The 12,517-nt window shown below is 60.7% G+C and carries 12 protein-coding genes; 10 read left to right on the top strand and 2 right to left on the bottom strand.

Annotated features, from left to right (window positions below; genetic code table 11):
* The first annotated feature begins 4 nt into the window (after window positions 1-4).
* Genes JQF37_RS30075 through cptA form a run of 6 tightly spaced genes read left to right on the top strand, consistent with a single transcriptional unit; the run spans window position 5 to window position 6,407 of the window.
* Entirely contained in the window at window positions 5-268 is a 264-nt protein-coding gene (locus tag JQF37_RS30075) for an acyl carrier protein (protein ID WP_130209328.1), read from the top strand.
* Window positions 255-1,454, top strand: a complete 1,200-nt coding sequence (locus tag JQF37_RS30070) for an aminotransferase class I/II-fold pyridoxal phosphate-dependent enzyme (protein WP_130209326.1) — start codon at window positions 255-257, stop codon at window positions 1,452-1,454. Before JQF37_RS30075 ends, JQF37_RS30070 begins: the two co-directional genes overlap by 14 nt.
* Window positions 1,451-3,190: an ABC transporter ATP-binding protein gene (locus JQF37_RS30065; protein WP_130209324.1), complete on the top strand. Its 1,740-nt coding sequence runs from the start codon at window positions 1,451-1,453 to the stop codon at window positions 3,188-3,190. Before JQF37_RS30070 ends, JQF37_RS30065 begins: the two co-directional genes overlap by 4 nt.
* A gap of 1 nt (window position 3,191) precedes the next feature.
* Complete coding sequence (locus JQF37_RS31600) at window positions 3,192-3,926, top strand: nucleoside triphosphate hydrolase (protein ID WP_223272709.1); 735 nt, start codon at window positions 3,192-3,194, stop codon at window positions 3,924-3,926.
* Window positions 3,926-4,669, top strand: a complete 744-nt coding sequence (locus JQF37_RS30055) for a hypothetical protein (protein ID WP_130209322.1) — start codon at window positions 3,926-3,928, stop codon at window positions 4,667-4,669. Before JQF37_RS31600 ends, JQF37_RS30055 begins: the two co-directional genes overlap by 1 nt.
* Entirely contained in the window at window positions 4,662-6,407 is a 1,746-nt protein-coding gene (gene cptA / locus JQF37_RS30050) for a phosphoethanolamine transferase CptA (protein WP_223272708.1), read from the top strand. The genes JQF37_RS30055 and cptA overlap by 8 nt, the downstream gene beginning before the upstream one ends.
* Window positions 6,408-6,415: 8 nt before the next feature.
* Here the strand turns inward: cptA and JQF37_RS30045 are convergent, their stop codons facing one another.
* On the bottom strand, window positions 6,416-7,345 hold the full coding sequence (locus JQF37_RS30045) for a LysR family transcriptional regulator (RefSeq protein WP_130209320.1): 930 nt from the start codon (window positions 7,343-7,345) through the stop codon (window positions 6,416-6,418).
* A 315-nt stretch (window positions 7,346-7,660) separates the two neighbouring features.
* Here JQF37_RS30045 and JQF37_RS30040 point away from each other — a divergent pair, with 315 nt between their 5' ends.
* The 3 genes from JQF37_RS30040 to JQF37_RS30030 all read left to right on the top strand — a co-directional run bounded on the left by JQF37_RS30040 (window position 7,661) and on the right by JQF37_RS30030 (window position 10,076).
* Window positions 7,661-8,344: a beta-propeller fold lactonase family protein gene (locus JQF37_RS30040; RefSeq protein ID WP_223272710.1), complete on the top strand. Its 684-nt coding sequence runs from the start codon at window positions 7,661-7,663 to the stop codon at window positions 8,342-8,344.
* Between the two features lie 135 nt (window positions 8,345-8,479).
* Window positions 8,480-8,797 (top strand): helix-turn-helix transcriptional regulator, encoded by a 318-nt coding sequence (locus JQF37_RS30035; protein WP_130209316.1) that lies wholly within the window; start codon window positions 8,480-8,482, stop codon window positions 8,795-8,797.
* Window positions 8,790-10,076 carry a type II toxin-antitoxin system HipA family toxin gene (locus JQF37_RS30030; RefSeq protein ID WP_130209314.1) on the top strand — a complete coding sequence of 429 codons (1,287 nt, stop codon included), beginning with the start codon at window positions 8,790-8,792 and terminating at the stop codon, window positions 10,074-10,076. The genes JQF37_RS30035 and JQF37_RS30030 overlap by 8 nt, the downstream gene beginning before the upstream one ends.
* A gap of 138 nt (window positions 10,077-10,214) precedes the next feature.
* On the opposite strand, the gene JQF37_RS30025 is transcribed toward JQF37_RS30030, so the two are convergent.
* Entirely contained in the window at window positions 10,215-11,129 is a 915-nt protein-coding gene (locus tag JQF37_RS30025) for a LysR family transcriptional regulator (protein WP_047528682.1), read from the bottom strand.
* 269 nt (window positions 11,130-11,398) lie between these two features.
* Between JQF37_RS30025 and JQF37_RS30020 the strand changes: the two genes are divergently transcribed.
* Complete coding sequence (locus JQF37_RS30020; protein WP_047528683.1) at window positions 11,399-12,421, top strand: zinc-dependent alcohol dehydrogenase family protein; 1,023 nt, start codon at window positions 11,399-11,401, stop codon at window positions 12,419-12,421.
* Window positions 12,422-12,517: the final 96 nt, after the last annotated feature.

Here is a 12,517-nt window from a genome sequence, read left to right as displayed (position 1 = left end):
TTTTATGTTGAATCGCGAAGTCGTCACCGACTACATCCTGGAATGCCTGAGCGGCTTGACCGCCGACAAGCAACGGCCGGTAGGCCTGCACAGCAACCTGATCGACGACCTGGGCCTTGAGTCCATCAAGATCATGGACTTGCTGATGATGCTGGAGGACCAGTTCGACCTGTCCATCCCAATCAATATCCTGATCGATGTCAGCACGCCCGCCGACCTCACCGATGCACTGATGATTTACCTGGAGGAGCATCATGGGGTTGTATGACGGTTTCTCCCGCCTGGCACAGGAGCGCGAAGCGTTCCAGGACGACGGCCTCAACCCTTTTGGCACCTGCATCGATGAGGTCCATTGCGCCACTCAGGGGCGCATCGGCAATCGTCGCGTCATTCTGGCCGGTACCAACAACTACCTGGGCCTGACGTTTGACCCCAAGGCCATTGCCGCCGCCCAGGCTGCCCTGGTCGAGCAGGGCACTGGCACCACCGGTTCGCGCATGGCCAACGGCAGTTACGGCGGGCACGTGGCACTGGAGCAGGAGTTGGCGGCGTTCTTCGAGCGGCCGTCCGCCATTGTCTTCTCCACCGGTTACGTCGCTAACCTGGGCATCATCAGCGCCCTGGCGACCCCCAAGGCCGTGGTGCTGCTCGATGCCGATTGCCACGCCAGTATCTACGATGCGTGCACCCTGGGCGGGGCGCAGATCATCCGCTTTCGTCACAACGACGCCGCGGACCTTGAGCGACGCATGGTGCGCCTCGGCGAACAGGCCAAGGATGCGCTGATCATCGTCGAAGGCATCTACAGCATGCTCGGTGACGTGGCTCCGCTAAAGGAAATCGTCGAGATCAAGCGCCGCCTGGGCGGCTACCTGCTGCTGGACGAGGCGCACTCCTTCGGTGTGATGGGCGCGACTGGCCGTGGCCTGGCCCAGGCGCTGGACGTGGAGCAGGACGTCGACATCATCCTCGGGACGTTCAGCAAGAGCCTGGCGGCCATCGGCGGTTTCGCGGTGGGCAATGACCGCGCCATGGAAGTGCTGCGCTATGCCAGTCGCCCTTATATTTTCACCGCCTCGCCGTCGCCATCGGCCATTGCCTCCGTGCGTTCGGCGTTGCAGACCATTGCACAAGCCCCTCAGTTGCGCGAAAAGCTCTGGCAAAACGCCCATCGCCTGTATGACGGCCTGGCAGCATTGGGTTACCAGGTGGGCCCGCATGCCAGTCCGGTGGTGCCGGTGATGATCGGCACCAAGGAGCAGGGCGTGCGCTTCTGGCGAGCGTTGATCGAGCACGGGATGTACGTGAACCTGGTGCTGCCGCCGGCCGCGCCGGCGGGCATCACGCTGGTGCGGTGCAGTGTCAGCGCAGCCCATTCGGAACAGGAAATCGACGCCATGGTGGGGGCATTCGCCGCCCTGCGCGACAGCGATATCCTGGAGTCGGTGGCATGAGAATCATCCTGGCGTTCGGTAAATCCTACCCCCTTCGCACCCTCTTGATGCTGCTCAGCCTGGTGGTCGCCGGCGTGGTGGAGGGCGTGAGCCTGACCACCATGCTGCCCCTGGTATCGGTCATGCTGGGTGACAGCGGCCACTCGAGCATGGTCGCCGGCCATGTTGCCAGCGTGCTGCACAGCGTGGGGCTGGAGCCCTCCATCACCGTACTGCTGATTATCATCGTGGTCGGCATGTCCTTGACCAGCCTGCTGATTCTGCTGGCCAACCGTCAGGTGGGCTACACCGTGGCACACGTCGCCACGGACCTGCGTGTCGACCTGATCAATGCCACGCTGGGCAGCCGATGGGAGCATTACCTGCGTCAGCCGGGCGGGGCCCTGGCCAACGCCGTGGCCACCGAGGCGTTCCGTGCCTCGACGGCCTACGAGCACGCCGCCAACATGGTGGCCCTGACGATTCAGGCCATTGCCTACGCCATCATTGCCTTAGTGGTGTCCTGGCAGGCCGCCCTGGTGTGCATTGCCCTGGGCCTGGCCATTTTACTGGCCTTGCGGGGCCTGGTGAAAACCTCGCGCAAGGCCGGCAAAAGCCAGACCGGGCTGATGCGCGAACTGCTGATCAACCTGAGCGACACCCTGGGTTCGGTCAAACCGCTGAAGGCCATGGCCCGCGAGGACATCGCCGATTCGCTGCTGCGCAGCCAGGCGACTGAGCTCAACATCGCCATGGAAAAGGAAGTCACCAGCCGCGAGACCCTGCGCGCCCTGCAGGAGCCGCTGCTGGCGCTGCTGGCCGCAGGCGGTCTGTACGCCGGCCTGGTGATCTGGAAGCTGCCGATGTCCTCGGTGATGGTGCTGATCTTCATGGTCGTGCGCGTGCTTGGGCTGATGCACAAGGCCCAGCAGCGCTACCACCGCATGGTCGGGCAGGAGAGTGCGTTCTGGGCCCTGCGCGAGGCGGTGGACGAAGCCGAGGCCCAGCGTGAACCCGCCGGCGGTAGCCTCCAGCCAACGTTGGTCCGGAACATTGCGTTCGATCAGGTTTCGTTTACCTACGGCGGTCGACGCATCCTCGACGAGGCCAGCGTGAGTTTCGAGGTGGGGACCATGACAACCCTGATCGGCCCGTCGGGCACCGGCAAAACCACGGTGCTTGACCTGCTGTGCGCTTTGCTGGTGGCTCAGGACGGCCGCATCAGCGTGGATGGCCAGTCGCTGGCCGATCTGCAACGGCGCAGCTGGCGCCGGATGATTGGCTACGTGACCCAGGAAACCCTGCTGCTGCACGACAGTGTGCTGGCCAACGTCACCCTGGGTGAACCGTCACTGACCGAAGCCGATGCCGAGCATGCGTTGCGTCAGGCTGGCGCCTGGGAATTCGTGCAGGGCCTGGATCAAGGTCTGTACACGCGGGTAGGGGAGCGAGGCGGCCAACTGTCCGGTGGTCAGCGCCAGCGGATCATTATCGCCCGCGCGCTGGCGCACCGGCCCAGCCTGCTGATTCTGGACGAGGCCACCAGTGCACTGGACGCCGAATCCGAAGCCGACATCTGCGCCACGCTCAAGGCGTTGACGCCGAGCATCACCATTATTGCCGTATCGCACCGGCCGCGCCTGATCGAGGTGGCGGACAAGGTTGTCGAGCTGGTCGAGGGTAAATTCAAGGTCGTGACAGGTGGGCATGCGCCGCTGCCGCGTCCCGCTCTGATCCATGGCACGGGAGGCCGCTGAAATGTCGATGAACCATGAGAACGAACTGGCACCGGTGATTGCCTTTGTCGGCTGCGATGGTGCGGGCAAGACCACCGTTTCCGACGCTATCCTGGCGTGGATGCGCGAGTCCGGACAGGTTGAAAGCTGCCATCTGGGCATTCAGTCCAAGGCCTTGGGCGAGAAACTGGTGGGCTTGCCGCTGGTGGGAGGCGCACTCAAGCGTCTGATTGCCAAAAACTCGCCGAAAACAATGTCGCAAGGCAACGCGTCGCGAACCTCGATCGAGGCGCCGAGTACCCTGGCGGCGGCGGCGATTTTTCTGCTGTCCGTGCGGCGTTGGCGGCGCTATCAGAAGATGATGTCGCTGCGACGCCAGGGTGTTGCGGTGATCGCCGATCGCTTTCCGCAAATTGCCGTGGCCAAAATGAAGATCGATGGCCCGGGCCTCGTTGGCGTACCGCATCGCAATGCGCTGGTGCGCTGCCTGGCACGTTGCGAACGCTTGCTGTACTGCTACATGGTGAGCTATCGCCCTGACGTGGTGATTCGGCTCAATGTCGATCTGGAAACGGCCTACAAGCGCAAACCGGACCACCGCTACGCATCGTTGGCCACCAAGATCGCGTTGGTACCGCAGCTGGAATACCAGGGCAGTCCGATCATTGATCTGGACAGTACCCAGCCGCTGGACACCGTCATCGACCAGGCCAAGCATGCCATCAGTGCATGCCTGTCCCGCCAGCGAGCCGTGTAATGGCTAGCCGTAGCGCCTTCCGGCGCCTGGCGCCCTTGGTCGCCATCATCGGCCCGGACGGTGCCGGCAAGACCACCGCGGCGCACTACCTGTGCTCGGTCATTGCCAATAGCCAATATGCCTATCTGGGGCTGGGCTCCGGGGCGCTGGGGCTGAAGATTCGCCAGCTGCCGTGGATAGGCGCGATGCTGGAGCGGCATCTGTCCGCCAAAGCCAGTCGGGCTCGAACGCCCGGCGAGCGTATTCCCGGGCCTGTCACGGCTGCGGTCATCTACCTGTTCGGCAGGCTGCGCTGGCGCCGTTTCCTGCACATGCTGCAGGTGCGCGAGAGCGGGCGGTTGGTGATCTGTGATCGCTACCCCCAGGTGCAGATCGCCGGGCTCAACGATGGTCCGGGGTTGTCGGCAGCCCACGCCACGGGCTGGTTCACCGCGTTGCTGGCCCGGCGTGAGCGCGACCTCTACATCGAGATGGCCCAGATACCGCCCACGCTGGTCATCCGGCTCAATGTGGACGCCCGCACGGCCTGGGAGCGCAAGCCCGACCATGACCTGGCCCTGATCGAACGCAAGGTGGCCGCCACCGCGGCCTTGAAGTTTCCCGGGGCGCGAGTGGTCGAGGTGGATGCGCGCTTGCCGCAGGCCCAGGTGCACGCCATTTGCCGTCAGATCATCGAAATACTGGTCAGTGAGACCCCGGGCTTTTCCTCATTACTTGAACCGCAGGTTACACGCGTTGAATAAGCCTATGCCCCATCAGGGCGCCCAGCCCCTTGCGAATGCCTCTGGCACGCCGCTCCTGCGCCGTTCCAGTGCCAGCTCACTGGCCGTCATGTACCTGTTTTTCTGGTATTTTTCCGGTCCCCTGCAATGGTTGATCTACCATGCCGGTGTCGCCGGCCTTGACGGCTTCTGGCAAGCCAGCGCGGCAAGCCTGCTGTGGCTGATCCCGCCGTTGCTGTTTCCGCGCTGGACACGGCCAATCGTCGGGTTGACAGGGCTGGTGTTGTGGATGTGCTCGCTGACCGCGCTGGCTTACTTCCTGATCTATGGCCAGGAGTTTTCGCAAAGCGCGATCTTCATCATGTTCGAGTCCAACATGAGTGAGTCCAGTGAGTATATTTCCCAGTATTTCTCCTGGTCCAAATTGGCCGCGCTGGTTGCCTACACCGTCATCGCGCTGGGGTTATGGCTCAGGGTTCGCCCCGTTGCGTTCTCGGGGCGTGCCAAGGTGGTGTTGTGCCTGCTGATTGCCTTTGCATCGGTGGGCTACTCAGCCCTTCATGAGTACCGCAAGCGTGGCGACCTGGAGATGCGCATCGGTAAGTTTCAGCAGAATATGCAGTCGGCATCGCCTTGGCAGATGGTCATTGGCTACACGCAGTACCGTCAGCAATTGGCCGATATGGCAAATATGTTCGAGGGCTGGAAAGCCATTGCGCCCTTGCAGCATCTGGTGGATGCCCATGCCGGGCAGCCAGCGACAATGGTGTTGGTTATCGGCGAGTCGACTGACCGCCAGCGCATGAGTCTGTACGGCTACACTCGCCAGACCACGCCACAACTGGATGCCTTGCGGTCCGAGCTCGACGTGTTTGATCAGGTAGTGGCGCCGCGACCGTATACCATCGAAGTGCTGCAGCAGGTGTTGACCTTTGCCGACCAGGAACATCCGGACCTGTACCTGACGACGCCTTCGTTGATCAGCGTGATGAAACAGGCCGGTTACAAAACGTTCTGGATCACCAATCAGCAGACCATGACCCAGCGCAATACCATGCTCACCACCTTCTCCAAGCAGGCGGACGAGCAGGTCTATCTGAATAACAACCGGGATCAGAACTCCACCAGCCAATACGACGAAGACGTGCTGGAACCGTTTAGCCAGGTCCTCAAGGACAAGGCACCGCGCAAGCTGATTGTCGTGCACTTGCTGGGCACCCACATGAACTACCGCTACCGGTTCCCCAAGAGCTTCGCGCGCTTCCAGGACAGCGCCGAGGTACCGCGCTATATCACGGACAAGACGCTGCGCAAATACAACGACTATGACAATGCCGTGTTCTACAACGATCATGTGGTCAGTTCGTTGATTGGTCGCTTCAAGCGCACCAACCCCCATGGCTTCCTGGTGTATTTGTCAGATCATGGTGAGTCGGTGTACGACCCGGTGGCGCCGCATATGTTGGGGCGTAATGAGGAGGCGCCGACGTGGCCCATGTACACCGTACCTTTCCTGGTATGGCGCTCGCCGAGCTGGAAGGAGGACAGCCCGCTCGATCTGCACGATGCGCTGCACCGTGAGTGGACCACATCGCACTTCATCCACACTTGGGCGGATCTGGCCGGGCTGCGCTTCGACACGTTCGAACCGTGGAAAAGTATCGTCAACCCGGCCTATCGCCGAGGCCGGCTGCTGATTGGTGATCCCCACCAGCCGGCCAAGCTGCGTGACTTCAACACGCTGGGCAACGCGCCTTGAATGGCCGGTTAAGCCGCAGCGGCCGCTAGGTTGCCCAGGTTGCCCATGTGCTGCTCCAGCCGGGTGCGCAACCAGCGCTCGGCCGGGTCGTTGTCAGTCAGGCTCAGCCAGACCATGGACAACTCCAGCGGCGGCACCTCGAACGGGCAGGGGTCGTCGCGCAAGTTGCCCCACCCCAGCAACGCCTTCGCCGCGTAGTCGGGGCAGCTCGCCAGCAGATCGGTACCGTTGAGGGCCGCCGGCAGCGAGCTGAACTGCGGGATCGACAGTACCACCTTGCGGTCGCGGCCGATTTTAGCCAGGCATTCGTCGACGATACCGTGGATATTGGCCGTGTAAGAGACTTGAACATGGGGGCGGGTACAGAACTCGTCCAGGGTCAGAGGCGTGTCAGTGTTATTGGCGCGCAGGATGCGTGGTTCGATGCGTCTGAGCAATTTGCGCTTGGCGTTGGCGGGCAGTTCGCGGGTCTCGGTAATGCCGACGGTGATGTCGCCAGACGCCAACAGGTCGGGAATGCGCCAATAGTCGGCATGCTGGATGATCACGACCACGTTGGGGGCTTCATCGCGCAGCGCCGCCAGAAAGGGCGGCAGCAGGGCGAATTCGACGTCGTCGGAAAGGCCAATCTTGAAAGTCAGGCGGCTTTCCAGCGGATCGAACTGGTGTGCGAGGCTGAGCGCCGTGGCCATGGCGTCAAGGGCGGGCGATAGATGCCGGATGATTTCTTCGGCGCGGCGAGTCGGTTCCATGCGGTGACCGACTCGAACAAACAGGGGGTCATTGAACAGCGTTCGCAGCCGGCCCAGGGCTGTGCTGACGGTTGGCTGGCCCAAATACATTTTTTCGGCGACGCGGGTGACGTTTTGTTCCTGCATGAGCGCTTCGAAAATGACCATCAGGTTGATGTCGGATTTTCGCAGTTCATTTCGATTCATGGGCGCCTTTCAACTGCCTTGCAAGTCAGCGCATGGCAGTGCCTGGGAAGTTGAGCGAAGGAGTCTCTGATGGTTGAGCTAGACGCACTCAGGCCATAGAAAAGTATTTCGAGTTGTTACGGGGCGCGAAACTTAGCATGTGCTTTTCAGCGGCACCATGGCGCTTTCTGGAATGCCTAGTTACCGTTTTTGTAACAATAGTGAGCGATCGTTATCAGGGACAAAGACGCACGGTGTTTTTCGCTTGGCGCAATCAAAGCAGTCGGCAGACGCCGTAGAGTGCCCGTGCTTGACAGGGGGTATCGATGATTGAAAGTGTTTGCCGGCGGTGCTGGTGCCCTTTCGCTGGAGGCCAATGCGGCGCCTGATGTCGACTTGCTGTCAGGGACTTATACCGGCGCGGGCAGCAAAGGCATTCACCGCTACGCCTTCGAGAGTGAAACGGGCCAGATCACCAAAACACGCCAGCAGGTTGTCAATAGCGAAAATACTGATGGCGAGGAACCGACGTTTGCCGGCTTGGCCAGGGATGAACATTATTTGTTCATCGCCAACTACGCGGTGCAAGCAGTGCCCGGTGGCAGCCTGGCGGTAGTGAGTGTCGGCAAGGACGGTGTGCTCAGCCTGGTCGTGGAGCAGCAAACCCATCCCGCGTCCAGGGTCAAGCCCCAGCGCCAGGCCAGCAGCCACATGCATTCGGTGGTTTCCAGCCCGGACGGTCGGTTCGTCTATGTGCGGGACCTGGACAACGATAACGGCTTCAAGCTCAACGGTTCGGGCACCACCGGTACGCGGGTGCCCGTGGAGCTGGTGTGGGCGCCTCAGGTCAACAAGCTGCCAGGCGAATACCGCCTCGGCGACAGTTCGAAGTCGGAATTTTGCCCCCCATTTTGCCCCCAACGTTTACTGGGCTCGGGCGGGAAGGCAAGCCTTCACCCCGAACACGATTCTGAACGGCCCCCAATCGTTCTCCCTGTCCTTTGGCTTGATGGTAGATAAATCCATTAAGTTGTGGCTAAAGCTGGAAATCAAGCGATAAGTCACAGATTTAGGGGATTAAGTTGCTTGATAGGACTGGACGTTAATTCTATAATTTTGGGGACTAACTGGCGCAGAATGGGCTGGGTACACACTATGTTGGATTTAAGCTTCAGCAAGCCGAGCGAGGTCGTCAAGCGCCTCTGCGATCGCTTGCGCACAGAGCGCTTGGCGCAGGACATGACACAAGCCGACTTGGCCGGGCGTGCCGGCATCGGCACAAATACAGTGTCCAACCTTGAAGCCGGGCGCAATGTCGGATTCGAGAACGTCGTTCGGGTGGCGATGGCTCTTGGCCGAACCAAGGAGCTTGAAGGCCTGTTCCTGCCAAAGCTGGACAGCATCGAGGATATTCGGCGCTACGAAAACAGCGCCAATCGTCTCCGTACAAAGAGGAAGTCCGGCAATGCTTGAGCAGGTGAACGTCTTCTACGAGGGCTGGGGTGAGCGATGGCAATGGGGCACGCTGGTCTCCACGACTGCCCTGACCGGTCGGCCGCTGATCGTGTTCGAGTACAGCAATGAAGCCAGGCAAAGGGGCTTGGAACTGTCCTCCTACACGCTGCCGTTGGAGGGGACTCAGTTGCGCCGAGACTTTCCAGATCACCAACTGCACTTGCCAGGGCCTGTTTACGACTCGTTGCCGGATGGGTGGGGCATGTTGCTGATGGACCGTATGTTCAGGCGCCGCGGGCTCACTACGGCGCGCATCGGCTCACTGGAACGGCTGGCTTACATCGGTAGCAATGCAATGGGGGCCATGACGTTTGAGCCCGTGGCACCCGAAGGGCAGGAATCTGAAGTCCACATCCCGCTGGAGCAGCTTGCCGCCGAAGTGCGGGAAGTGCTCCATGGAGACGGTGGCGAGTTCCTGCAGACGTTGCTGCTGGTGGGCGGCTCGCCTCAAGGTGCAAGGCCCAAGGCCCTCGTCTATCGCGATCCCGATACTGGCCAGTTTACCACTGCCGTCACGGCGGGCTTTGATGCATGGTTGATTAAGTTCCCGGCCAAAGAAGAACACGCCGAGGTGTGCGCTATTGAAATGGTCTATGCCGAATGCCTGCGCATGTGTGGCATCGAGACCCCCGAGACGCAGTACTTCAGTCTGCCTGATGGGTTGGCAGCGTTTGCCAGTAAGCGATTTGACCGTCGGGATGGGCTGCGCGTACCCATGCAAAGCCTCGCGGCGTTTACGGGGGCAAATTACCGGTCTCCGGGGGTGTTGGACTACGTCAACTTCTTGCGGGCAACACAGATGTGTACCAACGACGTGCGAGAGATGGCGGTGGCCTTCGAACGTGCCGTCTTCAATGTGGCGTTCAACAACAGAGACGATCATCCCAAGAACTTTGCCTACATCATGTCGCAAGACGGTCAGTGGAGACTGTCGCCGGCTTACGACGTGACCTTCTGCGAGGGGCCAAGTGGATATCACCAGATGGATGTGATGGGCGAAGCCCTGTCGATTTCCCGCACACAAATGCTTCGGCTTGCCGAGGAAGCCGAGGTGCCCCCGGACGTTGCCGGCAGAATGATTGACGGCATTTGTGATGTGGCGAGCCGGTTTGCAAGCATCGCCGAGAACCTATACCCACAGGTCATTACTCGAGACACCTTGCGCACGATCCAAGACCGCATCGATCAGAACGTAGCTCGGTTACACCGCGGTCATGCGGGCAGCGGTCGCCGTTGAAGATCGGGAGGCGCGGGCGACGCTCATAATCGATGCTGTCGTGTGCTTCGAGCACGTAGGTCCTGTGCTGTCGAAGACCTGGGTGTTTGGTCTATCAAATGGCAGAAATGATCAGATCAACAGCCTGCCCGACGACGCCTAGAGACTGTCCGGATCCCCGAAAAACATCTGAATCCGCGACCGCAACCAGCGCTCGCCCGGATCGTTGTCCTGTGACCCGCGCCAGGCCATGTGCAATTCGAAGCTGCGCACCGGCAGCGGCGGATCTTCGGCCCGCACACCGCCTGCGGCGGTCAGCGCGTCGGCGGTATAGTCCGGCACGGTCGCCACAATGTCGGTGCCGGAGAGGAGGGTGCTCAAGCCGTTGAACTGCGGTACGGCAAGTACCACGTGACGTTTGCGCCCAAGCTTTTCCAGTTCTTCATCAATGAAGCCGCTGAGATCGCCCGCGAACGACACCAGCGCATGGGGCCGCGCACAGTAATCATCCAGGCTCAAAGGCCCCGGCACGGTGTCGGCCCGCAACAGCTTGGGCTGGCTGCGGCGCAGTACTTTGCGCTTGGCGTTCGCCGGCAAATCGGTGGTGTAGCTGACACCGATGGAAATTTCACCGGATGCCAACAGTCCTGGCATCAGGATGTAGTTGACCCGCCGCACCACCAGGACGATCCCCGGGGATTCGGCGCGCAGCCGCTTGAGCAACATGGGCAGCAAGGCAAATTCAACGTCGTCCGACAACCCGATGCGAAACACCGCAGTACTGGTGGCCGGATCGAACTCGGCCGCACGGCTGACCGCGGTGGAAATCGAATCCAGCGCCGGTGAGAGCAGGGCGAAGATCTCCACGGCCCGGGCGGACGGCTCCATGCTGCGGCCGGTGCGCACAAACAGCGGATCATCAAACAGCCCGCGCAGGCGTGAAAGCGCCGCACTGATGGCCGGTTGGCCGAGGAACAGTTTCTCGGCAGCGCGAGTCACACTGCGCTCGTGCATCAATGTTTCGAATACGATTAACAGGTTCAGGTCGACACGACGCAGGTCATTACGATTCATCTGGAGTCCTGGCAGAGTCAGCAAACTTGACGTGTGCAGCCATATGAGAACAATGGCCAGCGAGAATATTACGGGGAAAGGCTGGTACTCTGCACCGAGTAATTCAGTTTTCCTACAAGGACGGCTTCGGTTTCCTACGACATTTGAGAATGTTGGCGCTGCGGCGGAATCAATGACAGGCATGTCGACTATTAATAGCCACTGATAGTCTTGGGCTAAAAGCCCAGCTAGAGTTCAGGGCATTAGAGGTTTAATTGGCGAGGTTTGCGATGTCCCGCACGATCCGTTTTCACAAGTTTGGTCCAGCCGAGGTGCTCAAATGCGAAGAGCATGCGGCGTCTCTGCCTGCACCGGGTGAAGTGCAGGTGCGCGTCGAAGCCATTGGGATCAGTTGGTACGACACTCTGTGGCGCCAGAACCTGGCGCCGTCCCACGCCCGTCTGCCGTCCGGCCTTGGCCAGGAAATGGCGGGTATCGTCACCGCTGTCGGTGAAGGTGTCGATGACCTGGCAGTCGGTGACAAGGTCGCCAGTTTTCCGGCCGAAAGCCCCAACGACTATCCGGTCTACGGCGAGCTGATCGTGCTGCCGCGCACATCACTGACCCGCTATCCCGATGTACTCAGCCCGATTGAAGCGAGCGTGCACTACACACCGCTGCTGATCGCCTATTTCGCTTATGTCGATCTGGCGCGGGTCAAACCCGGGCAATTTGCGCTGGTCACCGACGCCAGTCACTGCGCCGGTCCATCGTTTGTGCAACTGGGCAAAGCCCTGGGTGTACGGGTGATCGCAGCGACCAAAACCGCAGATGAACGTGAATACCTGCTGTCGCTGGGTGCCGAGAAAGTGATCGTCACCGAGGAAGAAGATCTGCTGATGCGGATCAACAAAATCACCGACAACCGTGGTGTGGATGTGGTGTTCGATGGCCTGGGTGGGCCGCAGATGTCGCTGCTTGGCGATGTACTGGCGCCTCGGGGCAGCCTGGTCCTGTATGGCCTGCAAGGGGGCAACCAGACGCCATTCCCGGCCTGCGCAGCGTTCCAGAAGAACATTCAGTTCTTTGTGCACTGCATCGGCAACTTCACCGGCAAGCCGGAACTGGGCATCATCCAGGATCAGGTGGCATTGCACCGTGCCTTGCGCGACATCAACCAGCTGACCGCTGACCGCGTGGTATTGCCACTCAAGACTCGGGTCTTCCCGTTTTCCGAGTTTGTCGAAGCACACCGCTACATGGACGAATGCCCATGCCGCGAGCGGGTTGCGCTTCAGGTCGAACCGGCCTGATTCCCCCCCCCAAAAAAAAGGTTCTTCACGGATTACCGGGAAAGACGCTCTTGATCTTCATGAAAAAGAATTCGCTATCCCGGTAACCGTACGCCA

This window comes from Pseudomonas sp. MIL9 (assembly GCF_016887925.1).
Taxonomy (GTDB): domain Bacteria; phylum Pseudomonadota; class Gammaproteobacteria; order Pseudomonadales; family Pseudomonadaceae; genus Aquipseudomonas; species Aquipseudomonas mohnii.
The sequence above is the reverse complement of the archived record's forward strand: the minus strand, read 5'-3'. Positions and strand labels throughout refer to the sequence as shown.

What these genes read in the sequence shown, in the direction of transcription:
- JQF37_RS30075 (WP_130209328.1), top strand. Translation starts at nt 5, where the DNA reads ATGTTGAATCGCGAAGTCGTCACCGACTACATCCTGGAATGCCTGAGC.
- JQF37_RS30070 (WP_130209326.1), top strand. Translation starts at nt 255, where the DNA reads ATGGGGTTGTATGACGGTTTCTCCCGCCTGGCACAGGAGCGCGAAGCG.
- JQF37_RS30065 (WP_130209324.1), top strand. Translation starts at nt 1,451, where the DNA reads ATGAGAATCATCCTGGCGTTCGGTAAATCCTACCCCCTTCGCACCCTC.
- JQF37_RS31600 (WP_223272709.1), top strand. Translation starts at nt 3,192, where the DNA reads ATGTCGATGAACCATGAGAACGAACTGGCACCGGTGATTGCCTTTGTC.
- JQF37_RS30055 (WP_130209322.1), top strand. Translation starts at nt 3,926, where the DNA reads ATGGCTAGCCGTAGCGCCTTCCGGCGCCTGGCGCCCTTGGTCGCCATC.
- JQF37_RS30045 (WP_130209320.1), bottom strand. Translation starts at nt 7,345, where the DNA reads ATGAATCGAAATGAACTGCGAAAATCCGACATCAACCTGATGGTCATT.
- JQF37_RS30035 (WP_130209316.1), top strand. Translation starts at nt 8,480, where the DNA reads ATGTTGGATTTAAGCTTCAGCAAGCCGAGCGAGGTCGTCAAGCGCCTC.
- JQF37_RS30030 (WP_130209314.1), top strand. Translation starts at nt 8,790, where the DNA reads ATGCTTGAGCAGGTGAACGTCTTCTACGAGGGCTGGGGTGAGCGATGG.
- JQF37_RS30025 (WP_047528682.1), bottom strand. Translation starts at nt 11,129, where the DNA reads ATGAATCGTAATGACCTGCGTCGTGTCGACCTGAACCTGTTAATCGTA.
- JQF37_RS30020 (WP_047528683.1), top strand. Translation starts at nt 11,399, where the DNA reads ATGTCCCGCACGATCCGTTTTCACAAGTTTGGTCCAGCCGAGGTGCTC.